We start from the raw sequence: 19,013 nt of genomic DNA, 5'->3' as shown, positions 1-19,013 counted from the left end.
AAAGCCCATATCAAAAGACATCAAGACTAAGGAGCGTGGACGTGAACAGAAGGACGATGGGCAAGACGGTGTTGGGTCTGGCCGGCGCCGCGATCGCGCTGAGCACGGGCATGGGCTCGGTCCTGGCGCAGGAGAAGCTGAAGGTCGGCTTCGTCTATGTCGGCCCGGTCAGCGACCATGGCTACAGCTATCAGCATGACCAGGGCCGTCTGGCCGTGGAGAAGGCTCTGGGCGACAAGGTCACCACCACCTTCGTCGAGAATGTGCCGGAAGGCGCCGACGCCGAGCGCGTGATCGAGCAGTTGGCCGCCAGCGGCCACAAGCTGATCTTCACCACCTCCTTCGGTTTCATGAACCCGACGCTGAAGGTGGCCCAGCGCCATCCCGACGTGAAGTTCGAGCATGCCACCGGCTACAAGCGCGCCGCCAATGTCGCGACCTACTCCGGCCGCTTCTATGAGGGCCGCACGGTCGTCGGCGCCATCGCCGGCAAGATGACCAAGTCGAACATCATCGGCTATATCGGCTCCTACCCGATTCCCGAGGTCGTCGGCGGCATCAACGCCTTCACCATCGCGCTGCGCGAGCAGAACCCGAAGGCCGAGGTCCGCGTGGTCTGGGTCAACAGCTGGTACGATCCCGGCAAGGAGGCCGAGGCGGCCAAGGCGCTGATCGACCAGGGCGCCGACATCATCGTCCAGCACACCGACAGCCCGGCCCCGATCCAGACCGCGCAGGAGCGTGGGCTGTGGTCGGTCGGCCAGTCGTCGGACATGACCCGCTTCGGTCCGAAATCGCACCTGACCGCCATCGTCGAGGATTGGAACGGCTATTACGTCGACCGGGTCAAGGCGGTGCTGGACGGCAGCTGGAAGCCGATCGACACCTGGGGCGGCATCAAGACCGGCATGGTCGAGCTGGCCCCCTACAACCCGGCGATTCCGGCCGAGGTCGTGACGCTGGCCGAGCAGATCAAGGCCGACATCGTGTCGGGCAAGCGCCATTCCTTCCAGGGCCCGGTCAAGGACCAGTCCGGCAAAATCGTGATTCCGGAAGGCAAGACCGCCACCGACGAGCAGATCCTGAAGATGGACTGGTACGTCGAAGGCGTGCAGGGCAAGGTTCCGAAGTAAGCGCCTCGCGATGCGGCGGGCCGGGGGTGGAAGCCTCCGGCCCGCCGCGTCGTTTCCTACAGATACTCGCCCAGCAGCCGCAGGAACGGACGGGCCTCCTGAAGCACCAGCATGGTCTGGTGGAACAGATCCTCCGGTGCGGCATGATGTTCCAGGCGAACCTCCGAGAACAGGATGATCTTCTGCCCGCCCTGGACGATGAAGCGGACGGTGGGCAGCCCCTCGATCCCGCGCAGCACCGCCAGCAGGGCGCGGCGGCGTTCCGGCGCCTGGGCGGTGTAGGGCACATGGCCGACATCGGCCCAGATTTGGCAGATCGAGCCGCCGCCATCCTCTTCGCTCTCGTGCCGGACGGCGACGTTGAAGGGCAGGCCGTCGGCCATGAAGGTCAGCTTGCAGGGCCGCGGCGGCTTGGCGATGCCCAGCACGCCTTCCGGCGTCATCTCGATCGAGCCGGGGTTGATCGGCAGGGCGCCATCCGGAACTTCGGCCAGCGACTGGATGGTCTTCAGATTTGGAACGGACAAGGCGGCACGCTCGTCTTCAGGGGCGGCGGAGAGGACAGCATGGTCGCTGCCCGCTAAAATTCTGTAAAGGCTTGCATGGGGCGTCTAGAATGGCGCCTCGCAGTGGTCTGAAAAGAAAGCAGGCGATGTCCGCCATCGATACCGTCGTCGTTCCCATCCACCGTGCCGGCTTGCCCTTCATCGCCGGTTTCGCCGTGGTCTCCCTGATCCTCGGTCTCGCCGTCTGGGCGCCGCTCGGCTGGATCGGTCTGGTCCTCACCCTGTGGTGCGCCTATTTCTTCCGCGATCCCGACCGGGTGACGCCGACCCGGCCCGGCCTGCTGGTCAGCCCGGCCGACGGCCGTGTCACCATGATCGTCCAGGCGGTGCCGCCGAAGGAGCTGGGCATGGGCGACAAGCCGCTGACCCGCATCAGCGTCTTCCTCAACGTCTTCAACGTCCATGTCAACCGGGTGCCGGCCGACGGCACCATCCTGGCGGCCGAATACCACAAGGGCACCTTCGTCAACGCGGCATTGGACAAGGCGAGCGAGGAGAATGAGCGGATGGCCTTCCGCCAGCGCCTGCCCGACGGGCGCGAGATCGCCTATGTCCAGATCGCCGGTCTGGTGGCGCGCCGCATCCTGTGGTGGGTCAAGGCCGGGCAGGAGGTGAAGGCGGGCGAGCGCTTCGGCCTGATCCGCTTCGGCAGCCGCACCGACATCTATCTGCCCGACGGCGTCGCCCCGCTGGTCTGCGTCGGCCAGACCGCCATCGGCGGCGAGACCATCCTGGCCGACCTGAACGGGACCGAGCCGCAACGGCAAGGGGACGTGCGTCGATGAAACGCCCGCCTGTCTTCCGCCAGCAGATCTTCCGCCCGCACCGGCCGCGCCGTCCCGGCCGGCCGCACCCGCGGCTGAAGGGGCTGTCGATCAACCACCTGCTGCCGAACGTCCTGACGGTGCTGGCGCTCTGCTCCGGCCTGACCGCGATCCGATTCGCCATGCAGGAGCGGTGGGAGCAGGCGGTCATCGCCATCGTCATCGCCGCCATCCTCGATGCGCTCGACGGCCGGATCGCCCGGTTGCTGAACGGACAGAGCAAGTTCGGGGCGGAGCTGGACAGCCTGTCCGACGCCATCAGCTTCGGCGTCGCCCCGGCCTTCATGATGTATCTGTGGGGGTTGAACGTGGCGGGCAGCCTGGGCTGGATCGCCGCCATGGCCTATGCCGTCTGCTGCGCCCTGCGGCTGGCCCGCTTCAACTCGCGCCTGGGCGTGGTCGATCTGCCGCCCTGGGCCTACAATTATTTCACCGGCGTGCCGGCGCCGGCCGGGGCCGGTCTGGTCCTGCTGCCGATGATCCTGGGCTTCGAGACCGGGCCGCAATATCCCGGCCATCCGGTCGTCATCGTGCCCTGGACCCTGCTGATCGGCGGGCTGATGGTCAGCACTCTGCCGACCTTCTCCTTCAAGGGCGCGCGGGTTCCCGCCCATTGGGTGGTGCCGGCGCTGGCCGGCGTCGGCCTGCTGGCGGCGATGATGGTCAGCCAGCCCTGGTGGACCCTGTCCATCGTCGGGCTGGCCTATCTGGCGATGCTGCCGTTTTCCGTCGCCCAGTTCCGCAAGCTGCAACGTGCCGCCGAACTGATGCGCACGGAGATCGGCGAGCCGGCATCCGAGCCGCCGGACTCCGCACCAGCCGCCGAAGCCGCGCCGGTGGGGGACGAGTCGCGGAAGCCGGTCTGACCGGCTTCCCGTTTCGCTATTCCGCGGCGACCAGTTCAGGCAGCGAATCGGCGAGCGGAGCCGTGGCGGCCAATTCACTCACCGTGACGCGCGCCACCATCGGGATTTGCCCCAGGCAGCGGCCGATATGGTCGGTCTCCGCCTGCGGCAGGTCGCCGACTTCCAGCGTGATGTCGAGAGTCTCGCCGATCAGGTGACTGCGCAGGGCGAGCGGGACCAGACCGCGCTTGGCGACATATTCAAGGATGCGGGGCAGGGTGCCGGGATCGGCGTCGGCGACCAGGGAAAAGACGACTTGCCGGCCGGGCGCGACAAGGCGGACATCCGGGGCGGCGACAGGCGGCATATCGGTGTTCACGGTGCTGGACATGGCGAGATCGGGCTTTCAGACGGTTCTGCGAAATGGACGAGCGAAATCCCCGGCTCTCAAAGGAGAACCGGGCCGCTAATTCGCAGAATGCCGTTGCCATGATGCACGCTCATGGAACCGAGCCTATGCGGCCACGGGCCGGCAGTCAACAGGGCGGCTCCGCCGAAAGGTCGCGGGACATCCCTCCTTGGTGTGGGCGAGCGTCCCCCTTCGTGCCGGACAGGAACAAAGCGCGGGGGATCCCGTTCCGGTTCCGCTTGTCCGTCACAAAGGCTCCACCGGAAGGGAGAAGGCCCATGCTCGGCACGATTCTGCTCATCATCCTGATTCTGATGCTGCTCGGCGCGGTACCGGCCTGGCCGCACAGCCGCGCCTGGGGGTATGGACCCAGCGGGCTCCTCGGCGTGCTGTTGATCGTCCTGATCGTCCTGCTGCTGATGGGCCGGATCTGATCCGCGGCTTATCGGCCCGATCCGCGACGGGGCCGGCGGAGCACGAACAACAGCCAACCGACCGGCCCCAGCATCAGCACCATCACCAGCCACCCGGCCCGTGGTCCGAACGGGCAGCGCGAGCCGGCCGGCGGACGCCAGCCGCCGCCACGGCGCGACAGCGCCACATGCAGCAGCGGCAGCCCATAGACGGCGACCAGGACCAGCCAGGGAATGGCGGCCGAGACCGTGAGGAAGGACGGATCGGACATCGTCGGACGATAGCATCACTCCCCGTCCGGTCGCGACCGATCGTCACGGTGGAGTGCGGGTGCATGCGGCCTCGGTTGCATTTTGAGCAGAGCGGCGAGGTTGAAGCCGGTTATCGCTTGGGATAGGGTCATGGCCGAGTTCGTCCGAAGGGCCTGACCATGGCACTGGAAATCGAGCGGCGCTTCCTTGTGCGAAAGGATGTCCGGCATCTCTGCCGGGCCGGTGTCCGCATTCTCCAGGGCTATCTGCCTTCAGACGGCGTCAGCACGGTCCGTGTCCGCATCGCCGAAGAGCGCGCCACCCTGACCATCAAGTCGTTGAAACGCGGCGCCTGCCGGGAGGAGCTGGAATATCCTCTGGCGCTCGATTACGCCCGCCGGATCCTTCGCCACAGCTGCGAGGGGCGGGTGATCGAGAAGACCCGCTACCGGCATTGCCAGGACGGCCTGTGCTGGGAGATCGACGTTTTCCACGGCGAGAATGCCGGTCTCGTCATCGCCGAGGTCGAACTGGACACCCCCGACCAGACGGTGCCTCTGCCGGATTGGATCGGTGCGGAGGTCACCACGCTGCGGGCCTATGGCAACTCCGCCCTGTCGCGCGCGCCGATCCGGCGCTGGTCGGCCGCCGCCGCCTGATGCGCTGAGGTGAGGCCTCCAGGCGGGCGGGGCGGTCTGCGTCCCGCCCCCAGCGGAATCAAGCGCTGGATCATGCCGTCCGCACCTTGTTCAGGAAGCCCTGAACCTCGCCGCGCAGCCGGTCGGCCTGGGTGGCCAGCGTACGGCTGGCGTTGAGGACCGCATCGGCGGCACCGCCGGTCTTGGTGGCGGCGGTGGTCACCTCGGCGATGTTGCGCATCACCTCCTGGGTCCCTTCGGCCGCCTGCTGGACATTCTGGGCGATCTCGCGGGTGGCGGTGCCCTGCTGTTCCATTTCCTGGGCGATGTCGGTGACGGTGCCGCTGATCGCCGTCACCGCGTCGGAGATGGTGCGGATGGCCTCGACGGCGCTGGTGGTGGCGTTCTGCATTTCCGCGACCTGGGCGGAAATCTCCTCGGTCGCCTTGGCGGTCTGGCCGGCGAGATTCTTCACCTCGGTCGCCACCACGGCGAAGCCCTTGCCGGCTTCGCCGGCGCGGGCGGCTTCGATGGTGGCGTTCAGCGCCAGCAGGTTGGTCTGCTCGGCGATCTCACCGATCAGGCCGACGACCTGCCCGATCCGCTCGGCGGCCAGCGACAGCCCTTCGACGATGCTGTTGGTCTGCACCGCCTTGTCGGCTGCCCCCGACGCGGTGGCGGAGCTGGCGTTCAACTGGCGCGAGATTTCGGCGATGGAGGTCGACAGTTCCTCCGCCGCCGCCGCGACGGTCTGCACATTGGCGGTCGCCTGCTGCGAGGCGGTGGCGACGGCGGTGGATTTCGCGGTGGTCAGTGCCGCGTCCGACGACATCTCCTGCGCGTCGCGCCCGAGCGAGCCGGCCGATTCGGTCAGCGACATGACCACGCCCGACACCGCCTGTTCGAAGCTGTTGGCGAACTCGTTCATCGTGTGCCGGCGGTCGGCGTCGATCTGGACCCGCATCTCCTCGCGCTCGCGCTCCATCCGCTGCATCTCCAGGGCGTTGTCCTTGAAGATGGTCATGGCGGCGGCCATGTGGTGCATCTCGTCCTTGCGGTCGCGTCCGGGGATATCGACTGTCAGGTCGCCTTCGGCCAGCCGACCCATGGCGGCGGTCATGGCATGCAGCGGGTGGGTGATGGCGCGGTCGATGATCCAGGCCATCAATCCGCCGAGGATCAGCGCGACCACGGCGCCCACCGCGATCACCAGCCCGGACCGGGCGCGCCCCGACTCGCGATCCTCGCGCTGCAGATTGACCAATTGGCCGACCTGACCGCTGACCGTGGCCGATGCCTTGGCCATCGCCACCGACGCTTCGTGCTGCTTGGCGACCGTGGTGGATAGCGCCGCGAATTCCTGGTCGAAGGCACGCGCCGCTTCGGTGATGGCGGCGATCAAGGCGCGGCCCTCGCGGTCGACCAGAACGGCGCCGGCCTGCCCGGCAAGGTCGAGGATCTCCTTCACCGCGCCGGCGGCCGTCGTCTTGGCGTCGGCCGAGCCGGTCAGCAGGAAATCGCGCTGCGCCAGCATCGCCGCCTGGGCGTCCTGCACCAGCCGCATCGCCAGCCCGCGCAGCATCACCGCCTCGTTCACTTCGCTCTGGGCGAATTTGGAGGCTTCGGTCAGGGCCTCGGTCACCATGGCCTGATTCTGTTGCAGCTCGACGGCGCGCTGCTGCACGCCGCGCGCCGCCTCGTCCAGACCGGACGCCACGCCAACCTCGGCGAGGGCGGCGCTTCCCTTGCCGCGCAAGGCCAGAACGGTGTCGCGGTAGGCGCGGGCGTCGCCGGCGATCTGGGTGGCGAGCTCCTCGTTGTTCGTGCCGGCGAGATCCTTCGCAACGGTGTCGGTGGTTTCCACCAGCTCGTTCAGCGCGGCGAGGATCTGATCGGCCAGCGCCTCCTCCGGGCCGCGGCGCAGCTCGCTCTGCTGCCGGCGGACCTCCAGCACGCGCTCGATGACGCGATTGGCGCGCTCGGCCGTATCCATGCTGTGGCGCAGCTCGGTGTCGGCGTCGCGCTTGCTGGCCATGTTCAGGTCATAGCGCTCCGATTGCTGCTTGCCGATCTTCTCGGCGATCTCGCGCAGCGCGCGGGCGCGCGTCTCCATGCTCGCGGTGCGGGCATGGGCGTCGCCGTCCTGGGCGACGAAATTGGCGAAGGCGGCGCGGTAGCCGCCGATGCCCGACAGCACGTCGTCCAGCAGGCGACGGCCCTCGCCGTCGGTCAGGGCGGCGCGTGTCCGCTGCGCTTCGGTCTGCAAGGAGTCCAGCATGCCCGGGACATTGGCGGCGGCCTTGGCGTCACGCTCGGTGACGAAGCGCGCCTCCTCCAGCCGCACCGACTTCAGCCGGGTGTCGAGGTCGGCGGTGTGGGATGCCAGATCGACCCGCTCGGCATAGGTGCTCAGGCTGTTCCAGCCGACGAACGCCACGCCGACCGTCAGGAGAAGGACGGCGGCAAAGCCAAGCGCGATCCGCGTTCCGATCGTCATGAATGGTGGACTCCCCGATGGCGTCGCCATTGTCGCGACGCTTTTCTGCCGATCAACGGCGTCTATTGAACCACAGGACGGTTAACGTCGGGTTTGATTCAAGTCAGGTCAGCCACTTATTTCAGAAGCGGTCAGGCATCCAGCATGCTGCGCTGCAAAATAGGCGCTGCAAGCGACTGATCATCTTTTCATCACCATGAAGCAAACCTGCCCGCCATAGGGCACGAGCGTTTGCATGCCCGGTGAACAGACTGGCGAAGGCGGCGATGCCGATTCTCGCAGGCGGTTCGATGACTTGCCCTGATCTGGTGACGGTGCCCTTGGATTGGGCAACTGTAAGGTGGTACTGGCCGCGATTGCCCGAAAACAACCCATCATCCACTTCGAACGCAACGGTCTCCGACAACCAATCGGGGTATCCGCGGGTCTCAAGCGCCGTCGTCACATCGAGCGGCCGGGCCAGCCACTCCTCACGGGCGTCCAGCGCGACGCCATCGCCAGCCAGAAGTGCCAGCGGATCGTCGGGGCCGCCGCGCCAGGTCACATGGTCGACCTGGGCGCGAAAGCCGGCCAGCAGAGCCATGGCCGGGCGCAACGCCCGCTCCGAGGTCAGACAGGCATCGGCGATGGCGAGACGCCTGTCCTGCGGCGGTGTCAGCGCGATATAGCCATCATCGTTGCGGTAGAGATGGGACGGTTCGCCATCGGGGCAGAGGGCCAGCGTCCACAGCGCCTCGGTCCGTTCCGGCAGCCCGTTCCGCTCGGCCAGCAAAGGCCGGCGGAGCCGCGCCAGCGGCACCGCGTCGAGCGGATCGGACGGCCACAGGTCGCTCGCGGCGGCCCCGGCTTGGGTGAAGGCCGCCGGCGGGGCGCTCCATTGGCAGGTGACGCCGCCGCGGCCGAAGCCGAGCCGCCGATAGAAGGGGATTGTCGCGGGGCAGAGGATCGACAGAGCGGCCCCGGACTGGCGCCCCTCCCTCAGCATGGCCCGCATCAGCGCCCCGCCATGGCCGGCGCCGCGCAGGGCCGGATCGACCGCCACCATGGCGATGGCCTGGACCGGAACCGGGCGTCCGCCGAACCACTGGGGCATCATCCAATGCGCGGCGCAGCCGGCCAGCATGGTGCCGGTGGCGCGCGGAACCCGCGACACACGGATGCTGTCGATGCCGAACAGCTCGGCATAGCGGTCGAACAGGTCGCGGGACAGCCCGAAGCCAAGCCGCGCCAGCCGGGCGACGGCGCTCAGTTCGTCCGGCTGGACCGGCCCGTAATCATCGTATGGAGGGAGGAAGGGTACGTCCGGTCTCCGCTTGTTCGGTGGGAAGCCGGGGCCGGGGGCCCTTCCCAGGTCTCCGGCCTCGTCGGGTTCGCGCCTTCGCCGGGATGATAACGCGCCTGCGCATCATGCCACAAGGCAGGCGGAGGATGTCGCCGGTCCTGTCCGGGCCAGTCATCCGCCCAACCGAACCGCCGCCCATCCGGCCGCCTCGCGCACGATCTCACTGCCGTCGTCGATCAGGGACTCCGCCACGGGTTTCAGCATCGGATCGCCGCTGTTGCCGATGGCGACCAGCACGTTGCGGACGAAGCGGTCGCGGCCGATGCGCTTGATCGGCGAGCCGCTGAACAGTTGGCGGAAACCGGCATCGTCCAGCTGCGCCAGATCGGCAAGTCGGGGTGCCGTCAGTTCGGCGCGGGGCAGGAAGGCGGGCTCACGGGTCGCGCGGGCGAACTTGTTCCAGGGGCAGGCGGCCAGACAATCGTCGCAACCATAGATGCGGTTGCCCATCAGCGGCTTGAGATCGTCGGGGATCGCCCCCTTGTGCTCGATGGTCAGGTAACTGATGCAGCGCCGCGCATCGAGCTGGTAGGGCGCCGGGAAGGCGGCGGTCGGGCAGGCGGTCCGGCAGCGGTCGCAGGAGCCGCAGCGGTCGCGGCCCGGCGGGTCGGGCGGCAACTCCAGCGTCGTGTAGATCTCGCCGAGGAACAGCCAGGAGCCGTGATCGCGCGATACCAGATTGGTGTGCTTGCCCTGCCAGCCCAGCCCGGCCTGGGCCGCCAGCGGCTTCTCCATCACCGGGGCGGTGTCGACGAACACCTTCACGCCGGCCTTGGTCTGGTGGGCCAGCCATTGCGCCAGCGTCTTCAGCCGCCCCTTGATCAGGTCGTGATAGTCGCGGTTGCGGGCATAGACGGAGACGATGCCGCGCTCCGGATGGTCCAGCAGCCGGCGCGGATCCTCGTGGGGGGCGTAGCTGGTGCCGAGCGCTATGACCGTGCGCGCCTCGTCCCACAGGGCTTGCGGGTGGCTGCGCTGGTCGGCGCGCTCCGCCATCCAGCCCATGTCGCCATGCCGCCCCTCGGCGACGAAGCGGGCGAGACGCTCCCGCGCCTCCGGTCCCAACGCGGCGGGTGCGAAGCCCACCGCGTCGAAGCCCGCCGCCAGGGCGCGGGCGCGGATGGCGTCCCGCAGCCGCGCCGGGTCGGCGGAGGGCGGCGGGCCGGCTTTAGCCGCGGCCACGATAGGTCGGGACGTCCTGCGACGGGATCCAGACGCCTTTCGGCGGCTCGCCGGTCTGGAAGAAGACGTCGATGGGGATGCCGCCGCGCGGATACCAGTAGCCGCCGATGCGCAGCCAGACCGGCGACAGCTCGTCCACCAGCCGCTTGCCGATGCCGACGGTGCAGGCCTCGTGGAAGGCGCCATGGTTGCGGAAGCTGGTCAGGAACAGCTTCAGCGACTTCGATTCGACCAGCCAGTCGCCTGGCACATAGTCGATGACCAGATGGGCGAAGTCGGGCTGGCCGGTGATCGGACAGAGCGAGGTGAATTCGGGTGCGGTGAAGCGCACGCAATAGGGCGTGCCGGGGTTCGGGTTCGGCACCCGCTCCAGCACCGCCTCCTCGGGGGTCTTCGGCTGGACGGTGGAGCCGCCGAGCTGGGTCAGGCCGGCATAGATGTTTTCACTCATCGGTCTTTTCCTCCGCCACCCGCTCGGCTTTGGGCGGGCGGCCCTGTTTCGGCGGCTTGCCGGGCTTGGCGATGGGGTCGATGGTCGCCTCGACGTCGCCTTCGGTCAGGCGGGCCTCCATCGCGCCGGCGACCTCCTCGAAATTGCCGTCGGCGATGGCCTGCCGCATCGTCCGCATCACGTCCTGGTAGTAATGCAGGTTGTGCCAGGTCAGCAGCATCGGCCCCAGCATCTCCTCCGCCTTGAACAGATGATGCAGATAGCCCCGGCTGTAGCTGCGGCAAGTCGGACAGCCGCACTCCGCGTCGAGCGGACGCTCGTCATGGGCATGGCGGGCGTTGCGGATGTTGATGGTGCCGCGCCGGACGAAGGCCTGGCCGGTACGGCCCGAGCGGGTCGGCATCACGCAGTCGAACATGTCGACGCCGCGCCGCACGGCGCCGATCAGGTCGCTCGGCCGGCCGACGCCCATCAGGTAACGCGGGCGGTCCTTGACCATCAGCGGCTCGGTGAAGTCGAGCACGCGGAACATCGTCTCCTGGCCCTCGCCGACCGCCAGCCCGCCGATCGCGTAGCCGTCGAAGCCGATGTCGGTCAGGGCGGCGACGCTCTCCGCCCGTTGCTCCGGATAGACGCTGCCCTGGACGATGCCGAACAGGCCGTAGCCCGGCCGTTCGACGAAGGCGTCCTTGCTGCGCCGGGCCCAGCGCATCGACAGGCGCATGGAGGACTCGGCCTGCGCCTCCGTGGCGGGGAAGGGCGTGCACTCGTCCAGGCACATGGTGATGTTGCTGTCCAGCATGTGCTGGATCTGGATCGAGCGTTCCGGCGTCAGGTGATGGCGGCTGCCGTCCAGGTGGGATTTGAAGGTGACGCCCTCCTCCGACATCGTGCGCAGGTCGGACAGGCTCATCACCTGGAAGCCGCCGCTGTCGGTCAGGATCGGCTTGTCCCAGTTCATGAAGCGGTGCAGGCCGCCCAGCTGCGCCACCCGCTCCGCCGTCGGGCGAAGCATCAGGTGGTAGGTGTTGCCCAGCAGGATCTCCGCCCCGGTCGAGGCCACCGCGCCGGTGGTCATCGCCTTCACCGTCGCCGCGGTGCCGACCGGCATGAAGGCCGGCGTCTCGATGCTGCCGTGGGCGGTGGTCACGCGGCCGCGCCGCGCCCGCCCGTCGGTCGCCAGAAGGTCAAAGCCGATGCCGGTCATGATGGGTCCGTCCTGTGCAGCAGCGAGGCGTCGCCGTAGCTGAAGAAGCGATAGTCGTGGTCGATGGCGTGGGCATAGGCCGCCCGCATGCGGTCATAGCCGGCGAAGGCGCAGACCAGCATGAACAGGGTCGATTTCGGCAGGTGGAAGTTGGTCCACAGAAGATCGACGATGCGGAAGCGGTAGCCGGGGGTGATGAAGATGTCGGTGTCGCCGCTGAAGGGGACCAGCGTCCCGTCCGGCCGGCCCGCCGTCTCCAGGATGCGCAGCGCCGTGGTGCCGACCGAGACGATGCGGCCGCCGGCCTTGCGCGTCTCGTTCACCGCGGCGGCGGTTTCGGGCGAGATCTCGCCCCATTCGCTGTGCATCTTGTGGTCGGCGATGTCGTCGACCTTCACCGGCAGGAAGGTGCCGGCGCCGACATGCAGGGTGACCGGAACCCGCCGCACGCCGCGCGCGTCCAGCGCCGCCAGCAGGTCGGCCGTGAAGTGCAGCCCGGCGGTGGGGGCGGCGACGGCGCCCTCGCGGGCGGCGAAGACGGTCTGGTAATCGGCGTTGTCGCCCGCGTCGGCCTTGCGGCGGATGTAGGGCGGCAGCGGCATCCGGCCGTGGCGGTGCAGCGCCTCCATCAGATCGGCCCCGCCGGCGGAGAAGCGCAGCCGCACCTCCATGCCGTCCTTGGCGGTCACCTCGGCGCTGAAGTCTTCGGCGATGACGATGGTGTCGCCGGGTTTCAGCCGCTTGCCGGGTTTTGAGAAGGTCGCCCAGTCGCGCTCGCCCAGCCGCTTGTGCAGCGTGATCTCCACCGCCACCTCGCCGCGCCGGCCGTCGAGCCGGGCGGGAATCACGCGGGTGTCGTTGACGACCATCAGGTCGCCCGGCTGCAACAAGGCCGGCAGGTCCCGCACGATGAGGTCGCGCAGGGAGGAACCCACCTCCAGCAGGCGGGCGGCGTCACGCGGCCGGACGGGATGCTCGGCGATCCGGTCGGGCGGCAGGTCGAAGTCGAAATCGGCGGTCTTCATGGGAGGGGCAAGCTATAGACTGAAGTGCCGGCGGATTGGAAGGGGTTGGGCGGTGCGAACCCATGCCCCCCTCACTCCGCCTGTGGCAACCCCTGCGCCGTCAGCGCCGCGCTCTGCCGTGCCGTGAGCGCGTCGACGTCGAAATCGCGGATCAGCCCCTGGAACAGCTGATACCAGTTCAACTCCGCCTTCAGATGCAGGAAGACCGAGCCGAGCCCGATCGCGGCGCGGTCCATGAAGACGAACTCGCGCGGGATCTCCACGCCGCCGACGCGGCGCAGTTCGGCATGGACCTTGCCGGCGGTCTCGCGGCCGTAATGGCCGCCGTTGGTCTCCTCGATCCGGCGCTGGCGGTCTTCCATGATCGGGGCGTAGACGAAGCGCGCCCAGATGTTCAGCACCTCGACCAGCTCGTTCGACGGGTTGGCGAAGCCCCAGGTGCGGTAGGCCTCCACCGCCAGTTCGCGGTTGTCGGTGCGCAGCGCGTTGTAGAGGTCGATCACGCCCTTGACGAAGCTGGGTTTGAAGACGCGGATGCAGCCGAAATCCAGCAGATTGATCGCGCGGTCGGGCCGGACCGTGTAATTGCCCAGATGCGGGTCGCCGTGGATGACGCCGTAATTGTAGAAGGGCACATACCACGCCCTGAACATGTTCATCGCCAGCTCGTCGCGGGATGCGGGATGCTCGGCGACGAAGTCGAGGATTCTGCGGCCATGCACCCAGCCCATGGTCAGCAACCGTTTGGTCGACAGCTCCGGCACCACCTCCGGCACATGGACGCCCGGCGTGCCGGCCAGCATCGCCTGATAGAGGCGGGCGTGCTTGGCTTCGCGTTCGTAATCCAGCTCCTCGCGCAGGCGGGCGCCGATCTCCGCCTGGATCTGGCGGGTGGAGATGGCGCTGTCGGTGCGCTCGAAGATGGCGAAGATCAGGCCGAGCTGGCGCAGGTCGGCCTCGACGGCGGAGGCCATGTCGGGATATTGCAGCTTGCAGGCGAGCTCCCGCCCGTCCGGCCCGATCGCCTTGTGCACCTGCCCGAGCGACGCGGCTGCGGCCGCCGTATGCTCGAAGCTTTGGAAGCGCGACTGCCAGCTGGGGCCGAGTTCGCTCGCCATCCGCCGCTTGACGAAGGGCCAGCCCATCGACGGCGCGTCGGCCTGAAGCTGGGCCAGTTCCTGGGTATATTCCTTCGGCAAGGCGTCGGGGATGGTGGACAGGATCTGCGCCACCTTCATCAGCGGCCCTTTCAGCCCGCCGAGCGCCGCGCGCAGTTCCGCCGCATGGCGTTCCCGCTCCATGCGGATGCCCAGCACGCGCTCGCCCGCCAGCCGCGCGGCCAGCCCGCCCACGGCGGTGCCGACCCGCGCATAGCGCGCGACCCGTCCGCCCCATGTGTTCTCATCGTGTTCCGCCATGCCCACAAGGTGGGTTCGCCCCCGGCAAAAGGCCAGCCCTTCCCCGATCGGAGACCGTCGATGGAAGGCCCCCGAAATGCCGCCGCATCGCAATGTGTGATTTTCTTGACAGGCCCCGGAAAGAGGAGCAGGCTTCGTCTTACAGTAATCGACACCGAGGTGCAGTGAGCGATTATCGGAAACGCCCTACCGTTCAAGCATATGGCTTGGGCGGAACAGTAGAAACCGATACCAGGGAGGGTGAGTAAGATCATGACTCCACCGGCGCTTACGTGATCAGGCCGATCTGCTCGGCCGAGACAATTCCAATTTCATTCGCCTGATTGGCGACATCATCCGGGCTGTTCATGCCCGCTGCGAAAACCCTCGCTCCTTAGCGGAGCGAGGGTTTTTGTTATGACTGAAAGACAGTCACTTTTTTCGGGAGCAAGATCTGGCGGGGGCGGTGCAAGCGGGTCCGCGGCATTCCGGTATCGGAAGCCTTCCTGCCCATCGAGACCAGCAGCGGCCGCTTCGTGAAAGCCCGGTGACCGGCGCGGATGTGCCCTGCGGGTTATCCCCAATCGAATCGGGGTTGAGAGGGGTTTCCGCCGGACTGTGATCCGGGTTACACTCCGCTCTTTAGATCGGATCGCGTAAAATCGGAATCGATTTGAAGCGTGAATCCGATCGTTAGACATAAAGCTATAGCGTTGTGCGTTTCATATTAAACGCACAACGCTATAGGCATAGCGGGGTCGGTACGTGGATTTACAGGTGCAAAGCGGGCGGCAGAACGACACCGGACGGTTGCGTTCGTCGGCGCTGGTGCGCCCGGTCTTCGCCGCGCTGGATCTCGGGACCAACAATTGCCGCCTGCTGATCGCCAAAGCTACGCCGGGCGGTTTCCGCGTGATCGACGCCTTTTCCCGCATCGTCCGTCTCGGCGAGGGGCTGAGCCGCAGTGATCATCTGTCGGAACCGGCGATGGAGCGGACCATCGCCGCCCTGCGGGTCTGCGGCTCCAAGATCGAGCGCCGGGGCTGCACCTCCGTCCGCGCCGTCGGGACCGAGGCCTGCCGCCGCGCCAGCAACAGCGCCGCCTTCGTCGAGGCGGTCGGGCGCGAGACCGGCATCCCGCTGGAGATCATCTCCAGCCAGGAGGAGGGGCGGCTGGCGCTGGCCGGCTGCGCCGCCCTGCTGGAGCCGACCCATCCCTACGCCATCGTGTTCGACATCGGCGGCGGTTCCACCGAGCTGATGTGGCTGGCGGTGGAGAAGGGCCGCGCGCCGCGCCTGCTCGACCAGACCTCCATCCGCTGCGGCGTCATCGGCCTGACCGAGGAATATGGCGGCCCCAACGTCACCCGCGCCAATTATGACCGCATGGTGGAGGCGGTGGCCGACGCCATCGCCCCGTTCGAGGCGCGCAACCGCATCCAGGACCGCATCGCCGCCGGCAAGGTGCAGATGCTCGGCACGTCGGGCACGGTGACGACGCTGGCCGGCGTGCATCTCGGGCTGTGCCGCTATGACCGGCGGGCGGTGGACGGCAGCTATCTGCGCGTCGACCATGCCCGCGCGGTGATCGACCATCTGGTCGCCCAGGATTTCGACGGACGCGCCCGGCATCCCTGCATCGGCCAGGACCGCGCCGATCTGGTGGTCGCCGGCTGCGCGGTGCTGGACGCCCTGTGCGACGCCTGGCCGGTGGAGCGGCTGCGCATCGCCGACCGCGGCCTGCGCGAAGGGATTCTGGTGGACCTGATCGGGGCGGCCGGCGAATGAATGCGGCCGGCGAACCGAAATGGCCATCGACCTGAAACGGCCATCGAGCTGATATAGTATGATCGGGCAGGGGGGATGGTTTCCCGCCTGCGCCGGATGACCGAGGAACTGTAAGCGATCATGACCGAAAAGACTCCGTCGACGCGCCCGGGCGGGCGCCGTGCCACGGTCCGTGTGAAGACCGCCGGCAAGCGTACGGAATCCTCCAAGCGCTGGCTGGAGCGCCATCTCAACGACCCCTATGTCGCCGAGGCGACCAAGCGCGGCTACCGCTCGCGCGCCGCCTTCAAGCTGTTGCAGCTGGACGAGAAGTTCCGCCTGCTCGGCCCCGGCAAGCGCGTGGTCGATCTCGGCGCCGCCCCCGGCGGCTGGACCCAGATCGCGGTGGAGAAGGTGCAGGTGGCGCGCGAGGGCTGGAAGGTCGTCGGGCTGGACATCCTGCCGATGGACCCGGTTCCCGGCGCCACCACCATGCAGGCCGACTTCCTGGAGGAGGGCGCCGCCGACCGGTTGAAGGAGGCGCTGGGCGGCCCGGCCGATCTGGTGCTGAGCGATATGGCGGCACCCACCACCGGCCATCAGCAGACCGACCATCTGCGCATCATGGGGCTGGCCGAGGCGGCCTATGACTTCGCCGAGGAGGTGCTGGCCCCCGGCGGCGCCTTTGTCGCCAAGCTGTTCCAGGGCGGGGCGGAACGCTCGCTGCTCGACCGGCTGCGGCGCGACTTCGCCGTGGTCAAGCATGCCAAGCCGCCGGCCAGCCGCGCCGAATCGTCGGAGACCTATGTGGTCGCCACCGGCTTCCGCGGCGGCAACGTCAACGACTGACCGCGACTCTATTCGCACTTGCATAACAGATGCTGTGTGCGCACGGGTTCACAAGCCCATGGTCTTGTGTATAAGTGCGCCACGTTTATCTTCCGGGAGATCCACACATGGCGCGCGACACCAAAATCCGCGAGGCCCTGACCTTCGACGACGTCCTGCTGGTTCCGGCCGAAAGCTCGGTCCTGCCGAACGACGTGGACACCCGGACGAGATTGACCAAGACCATCGAGCTGGGCATCCCGCTGATGTCCTCGGCGATGGACACGGTGACCGAGAGCCGTCTCGCCATCGCCATGGCCCAGGCCGGCGGCATCGGCGTCGTCCACCGCAACCTGACCATCGAGCAGCAGGCCGAAGAGGTCCGCAAGGTCAAGCGCTTCGAATCGGGCATGGTGGTCAACCCGATCACCATCACCCCCGACGCCACGCTGGCCGACGCGCTGCAACTGATGGCCGACCACCGCATCTCCGGCATTCCGGTGGTGGCGAGCCGCGACCAGCTCGGCAGCGGCAAGCTGGTCGGCATGCTGACCAACCGCGACGTCCGCTTCGCCACCGATCCCAAGCAGCCGGTCAGCGAGCTGATGACCAAGGATCTGGTGACCGTCCGCGAGGGCGTCAGCCAGGAGGAAGGCAAGCGCCTGCTCCATCAGCACCGCATCGAGAAGCTGCTGGTCGTCGACGAGGATTACCGCTGCATCGGCCTCGTCACCGTCAAGGACATCGAGAAGGCGCAGGCCTATCCGAACGCCTGCAAGGACAGCAAGGGCCGCCTGCGCGTCGCCGCCGCCACCGGCACCGGCAATGACGGTCTGGCCCGTGCGGAGGCGCTGTTCGACGCCGGCGTCGATGTCCTGGTCGTCGACACCGCCCATGGCCATTCGCTGAAGGTGCTCGATCAGGTCCGCGCCGCCCGCGCCATGTCCAGCTACACCCAGGTGATCGCCGGCAACGTCGCCACCGCCGAGGCGGCCAAGGCGCTGATCGACGCCGGTGCCGACGCGATCAAGGTCGGCATCGGTCCGGGGTCCATCTGCACCACCCGCATCATTGCCGGTGTCGGCGTGCCGCAGTTGACCGCCGTCATGGATGTGGTGGAGGAGTGCGAGAAGCACGGCATTCCGGTGATCGCCGACGGCGGCATCAAATATTCGGGCGATCTGGCCAAGGCGATCGCCGGCGGCGCCAGCGTCGCCATGTTGGGCAGCCTGTTCGCCGGTACCGACGAGAGCCCGGGCGAGGTCATCCTGTTCCAGGGCCGCTCCTACAAGAGCTATCGCGGCATGGGCTCGGTTGGCGCCATGGCGCGCGGCTCGGCGGATCGTTACTTCCAGCAGGAGGTCTCGACCATGAAGCTGGTGCCGGAAGGCGTCGAGGGCCGCGTCCCCTACAAGGGCCCGGTCTCGGCGGTCATCCACCAACTGGTCGGCGGCCTGCGCGCGGCCATGGGCTACACCGGCAGCGCCTCCATCGCCGAGATGCGCGAGAAGTGCCAGTTCGTCCGCATCACCAACGCGGGCCTGCGCGAAAGCCACGTCCACGACATCACCATCACCAACGAGTCGCCGAACTACCGGCAGGGGTGATGCGAGTTCGGGGGCATTCGCGGATAGTCATCGTCTTCGATCGCCCCCACCCTGATCCTCCCCCGCGAGAGCGCGGGAGGATCAGGGTGGGGGCTAACCCGCCACCTCTTTCCACGGCAGCCAGCCGCCCAGCCTGACGCCGACGGCGAGGCTGGTGAAGGGAATCCGCAGCTCGATGTCGCGCGGCTGGAAGAAGGTCAGCCGTTCCGGTTCGCCGCGCTCGTCGAATTCCAGCCGGGCGCCCTTCGGTTCGGGGGCGTATTCGTCGCTCATCACCTGCCAGATTTCGAGATCGCCGCCATGGTTGGCGATCTTGTACTGGCCGCAGCGCCAGGTCGCCGATTCGCCGACGCTGCCTTCCACCACCTTCTTGTCACCCTCCATCCGCACGTCGCCGACCCCGGCCGCCTCGCCCTTCATCGAAGGGCCCTGCCGTTCGGCGCGGAAGCCCAGCCGCAGCCATGCCGAACGGCTGTGCGGGATCAGCCGGCGCACGGCCCGGGCGTCGTCCGCCGCGAAATGGTCGGGATCGTCGTAGAGGATGCGGTCCAGCGCGGCGGCGATGACCATGCGGTCGTCGATGCGCAGGTCCCGTGCTTGTGCTTTGCTCATCAGGCGGGCGGACTCCGA

19 protein-coding genes are annotated in these 19,013 nt (G+C 67.9%); 8 read left to right on the top strand and 11 right to left on the bottom strand.

Features of this window, described 5'->3' with window-relative positions; all coding sequences use genetic code 11:
* Positions 1-56 precede the first annotated feature (56 nt).
* Positions 57-1,133, top strand: coding sequence for a BMP family ABC transporter substrate-binding protein (locus tag AZL_RS11230; RefSeq protein ID WP_042443003.1), 1,077 nt, complete (start codon positions 57-59; stop codon positions 1,131-1,133).
* Positions 1,134-1,189: 56 nt separating this feature from the next.
* Here AZL_RS11230 and AZL_RS11225 read toward each other — a convergent pair whose 3' ends face one another.
* Positions 1,190-1,660 carry a hypothetical protein gene (locus AZL_RS11225; RefSeq protein WP_042443001.1) on the bottom strand — a complete coding sequence of 157 codons (471 nt, stop codon included), beginning with the start codon at positions 1,658-1,660 and terminating at the stop codon, positions 1,190-1,192.
* A 125-nt stretch (positions 1,661-1,785) separates the two neighbouring features.
* Between AZL_RS11225 and AZL_RS11220 the strand changes: the two genes are divergently transcribed.
* On the top strand, positions 1,786-2,484 hold the full coding sequence (locus AZL_RS11220) for a phosphatidylserine decarboxylase (protein ID WP_042442999.1): 699 nt from the start codon (positions 1,786-1,788) through the stop codon (positions 2,482-2,484).
* Positions 2,481-3,389, top strand: a complete 909-nt coding sequence (pssA, locus tag AZL_RS11215) for a CDP-diacylglycerol--serine O-phosphatidyltransferase (RefSeq protein WP_012974671.1) — start codon at positions 2,481-2,483, stop codon at positions 3,387-3,389. Before AZL_RS11220 ends, pssA begins: the two co-directional genes overlap by 4 nt.
* Before the next feature lie 16 nt (positions 3,390-3,405).
* Here the strand turns inward: pssA and AZL_RS11210 are convergent, their stop codons facing one another.
* Positions 3,406-3,759, bottom strand: a complete 354-nt coding sequence (locus tag AZL_RS11210; RefSeq protein WP_012974670.1) for a hypothetical protein — start codon at positions 3,757-3,759, stop codon at positions 3,406-3,408.
* 296 nt (positions 3,760-4,055) lie between these two features.
* On the opposite strand from AZL_RS11210, the gene AZL_RS34195 reads away from it, so the two are divergent.
* Entirely contained in the window at positions 4,056-4,211 is a 156-nt protein-coding gene (locus tag AZL_RS34195) for a DUF3309 family protein (protein ID WP_012974669.1), read from the top strand.
* Positions 4,212-4,219: 8 nt separating this feature from the next.
* On the opposite strand, the gene AZL_RS11200 is transcribed toward AZL_RS34195, so the two are convergent.
* Positions 4,220-4,462 carry a hypothetical protein gene (locus AZL_RS11200; RefSeq protein ID WP_042442997.1) on the bottom strand — a complete coding sequence of 81 codons (243 nt, stop codon included), beginning with the start codon at positions 4,460-4,462 and terminating at the stop codon, positions 4,220-4,222.
* A gap of 159 nt (positions 4,463-4,621) precedes the next feature.
* Between AZL_RS11200 and AZL_RS11195 the strand changes: the two genes are divergently transcribed.
* Positions 4,622-5,101: a CYTH domain-containing protein gene (locus AZL_RS11195; RefSeq protein ID WP_012974668.1), complete on the top strand. Its 480-nt coding sequence runs from the start codon at positions 4,622-4,624 to the stop codon at positions 5,099-5,101.
* Positions 5,102-5,171: 70 nt separating this feature from the next.
* Here the strand turns inward: AZL_RS11195 and AZL_RS11190 are convergent, their stop codons facing one another.
* From AZL_RS11190 to AZL_RS11160, 7 genes are all read right to left on the bottom strand, one after another.
* Positions 5,172-7,577, bottom strand: coding sequence for a methyl-accepting chemotaxis protein (locus tag AZL_RS11190; RefSeq protein ID WP_042442995.1), 2,406 nt, complete (start codon positions 7,575-7,577; stop codon positions 5,172-5,174).
* Between the two features lie 121 nt (positions 7,578-7,698).
* The gene (gene eis / locus AZL_RS11185; RefSeq protein ID WP_247894332.1) at positions 7,699-8,787 is read right to left on the bottom strand and encodes a GNAT family N-acetyltransferase; all 1,089 of its coding nucleotides are present in this window, start codon (positions 8,785-8,787) and stop codon (positions 7,699-7,701) included.
* A 243-nt stretch (positions 8,788-9,030) separates the two neighbouring features.
* Complete coding sequence (gene queG / locus AZL_RS11180) at positions 9,031-10,101, bottom strand: tRNA epoxyqueuosine(34) reductase QueG (RefSeq protein WP_012974665.1); 1,071 nt, start codon at positions 10,099-10,101, stop codon at positions 9,031-9,033.
* The gene (gene queF / locus AZL_RS11175; RefSeq protein ID WP_012974664.1) at positions 10,088-10,552 is read right to left on the bottom strand and encodes a preQ(1) synthase; all 465 of its coding nucleotides are present in this window, start codon (positions 10,550-10,552) and stop codon (positions 10,088-10,090) included. Before queF ends, queG begins: the two co-directional genes overlap by 14 nt.
* Positions 10,545-11,759, bottom strand: coding sequence for a tRNA guanosine(34) transglycosylase Tgt (tgt, locus tag AZL_RS11170; protein ID WP_012974663.1), 1,215 nt, complete (start codon positions 11,757-11,759; stop codon positions 10,545-10,547). Before tgt ends, queF begins: the two co-directional genes overlap by 8 nt.
* Positions 11,756-12,784, bottom strand: a complete 1,029-nt coding sequence (gene queA, locus AZL_RS11165; RefSeq protein WP_012974662.1) for a tRNA preQ1(34) S-adenosylmethionine ribosyltransferase-isomerase QueA — start codon at positions 12,782-12,784, stop codon at positions 11,756-11,758. Before queA ends, tgt begins: the two co-directional genes overlap by 4 nt.
* Positions 12,785-12,855: 71 nt before the next feature.
* Positions 12,856-14,202 carry an ABC1 kinase family protein gene (locus tag AZL_RS11160; RefSeq protein WP_042443748.1) on the bottom strand — a complete coding sequence of 449 codons (1,347 nt, stop codon included), beginning with the start codon at positions 14,200-14,202 and terminating at the stop codon, positions 12,856-12,858.
* A 756-nt stretch (positions 14,203-14,958) separates the two neighbouring features.
* Here AZL_RS11160 and AZL_RS11155 point away from each other — a divergent pair.
* The 3 genes from AZL_RS11155 to guaB all read left to right on the top strand — a co-directional run bounded on the left by AZL_RS11155 (position 14,959) and on the right by guaB (position 18,383).
* Positions 14,959-15,969: a Ppx/GppA phosphatase family protein gene (locus tag AZL_RS11155; protein WP_247894194.1), complete on the top strand. Its 1,011-nt coding sequence runs from the start codon at positions 14,959-14,961 to the stop codon at positions 15,967-15,969.
* A 120-nt stretch (positions 15,970-16,089) separates the two neighbouring features.
* On the top strand, positions 16,090-16,797 hold the full coding sequence (locus AZL_RS11150) for an RlmE family RNA methyltransferase (protein ID WP_012974659.1): 708 nt from the start codon (positions 16,090-16,092) through the stop codon (positions 16,795-16,797).
* 107 nt (positions 16,798-16,904) lie between these two features.
* On the top strand, positions 16,905-18,383 hold the full coding sequence (guaB, locus tag AZL_RS11145) for an IMP dehydrogenase (RefSeq protein ID WP_012974658.1): 1,479 nt from the start codon (positions 16,905-16,907) through the stop codon (positions 18,381-18,383).
* A gap of 93 nt (positions 18,384-18,476) precedes the next feature.
* Here guaB and AZL_RS11140 read toward each other — a convergent pair whose 3' ends face one another.
* Positions 18,477-18,995, bottom strand: a complete 519-nt coding sequence (locus AZL_RS11140; RefSeq protein ID WP_012974657.1) for a hypothetical protein — start codon at positions 18,993-18,995, stop codon at positions 18,477-18,479.
* Between the last annotated feature and the right edge of the window lie 18 nt (positions 18,996-19,013).

Source organism: Azospirillum sp. B510, assembly GCF_000010725.1.
Classification (GTDB): domain Bacteria; phylum Pseudomonadota; class Alphaproteobacteria; order Azospirillales; family Azospirillaceae; genus Azospirillum; species Azospirillum lipoferum_B.
This window is presented reverse-complemented; position numbering and strand designations above follow the sequence as displayed.

Excerpts from the sequence above, each read along its gene's own strand:
- guaB (WP_012974658.1), top strand. The coding sequence starts at position 16,905 with ATGGCGCGCGACACCAAAATCCGCGAGGCCCTGACCTTCGACGACGTC.
- AZL_RS11200 (WP_042442997.1), bottom strand. The coding sequence starts at position 4,462 with ATGTCCGATCCGTCCTTCCTCACGGTCTCGGCCGCCATTCCCTGGCTG.
- AZL_RS11210 (WP_012974670.1), bottom strand. The coding sequence starts at position 3,759 with ATGTCCAGCACCGTGAACACCGATATGCCGCCTGTCGCCGCCCCGGAT.
- AZL_RS11230 (WP_042443003.1), top strand. The coding sequence starts at position 57 with ATGGGCAAGACGGTGTTGGGTCTGGCCGGCGCCGCGATCGCGCTGAGC.
- AZL_RS11195 (WP_012974668.1), top strand. The coding sequence starts at position 4,622 with ATGGCACTGGAAATCGAGCGGCGCTTCCTTGTGCGAAAGGATGTCCGG.
- AZL_RS34195 (WP_012974669.1), top strand. The coding sequence starts at position 4,056 with ATGCTCGGCACGATTCTGCTCATCATCCTGATTCTGATGCTGCTCGGC.
- AZL_RS11160 (WP_042443748.1), bottom strand. The coding sequence starts at position 14,202 with ATGGCGGAACACGATGAGAACACATGGGGCGGACGGGTCGCGCGCTAT.
- AZL_RS11150 (WP_012974659.1), top strand. The coding sequence starts at position 16,090 with ATGACCGAAAAGACTCCGTCGACGCGCCCGGGCGGGCGCCGTGCCACG.
- AZL_RS11140 (WP_012974657.1), bottom strand. The coding sequence starts at position 18,995 with ATGAGCAAAGCACAAGCACGGGACCTGCGCATCGACGACCGCATGGTC.
- AZL_RS11190 (WP_042442995.1), bottom strand. The coding sequence starts at position 7,577 with ATGACGATCGGAACGCGGATCGCGCTTGGCTTTGCCGCCGTCCTTCTC.
- tgt (WP_012974663.1), bottom strand. The coding sequence starts at position 11,759 with ATGACCGGCATCGGCTTTGACCTTCTGGCGACCGACGGGCGGGCGCGG.
- pssA (WP_012974671.1), top strand. The coding sequence starts at position 2,481 with ATGAAACGCCCGCCTGTCTTCCGCCAGCAGATCTTCCGCCCGCACCGG.
- queF (WP_012974664.1), bottom strand. The coding sequence starts at position 10,552 with ATGAGTGAAAACATCTATGCCGGCCTGACCCAGCTCGGCGGCTCCACC.
- AZL_RS11220 (WP_042442999.1), top strand. The coding sequence starts at position 1,786 with ATGTCCGCCATCGATACCGTCGTCGTTCCCATCCACCGTGCCGGCTTG.
- queA (WP_012974662.1), bottom strand. The coding sequence starts at position 12,784 with ATGAAGACCGCCGATTTCGACTTCGACCTGCCGCCCGACCGGATCGCC.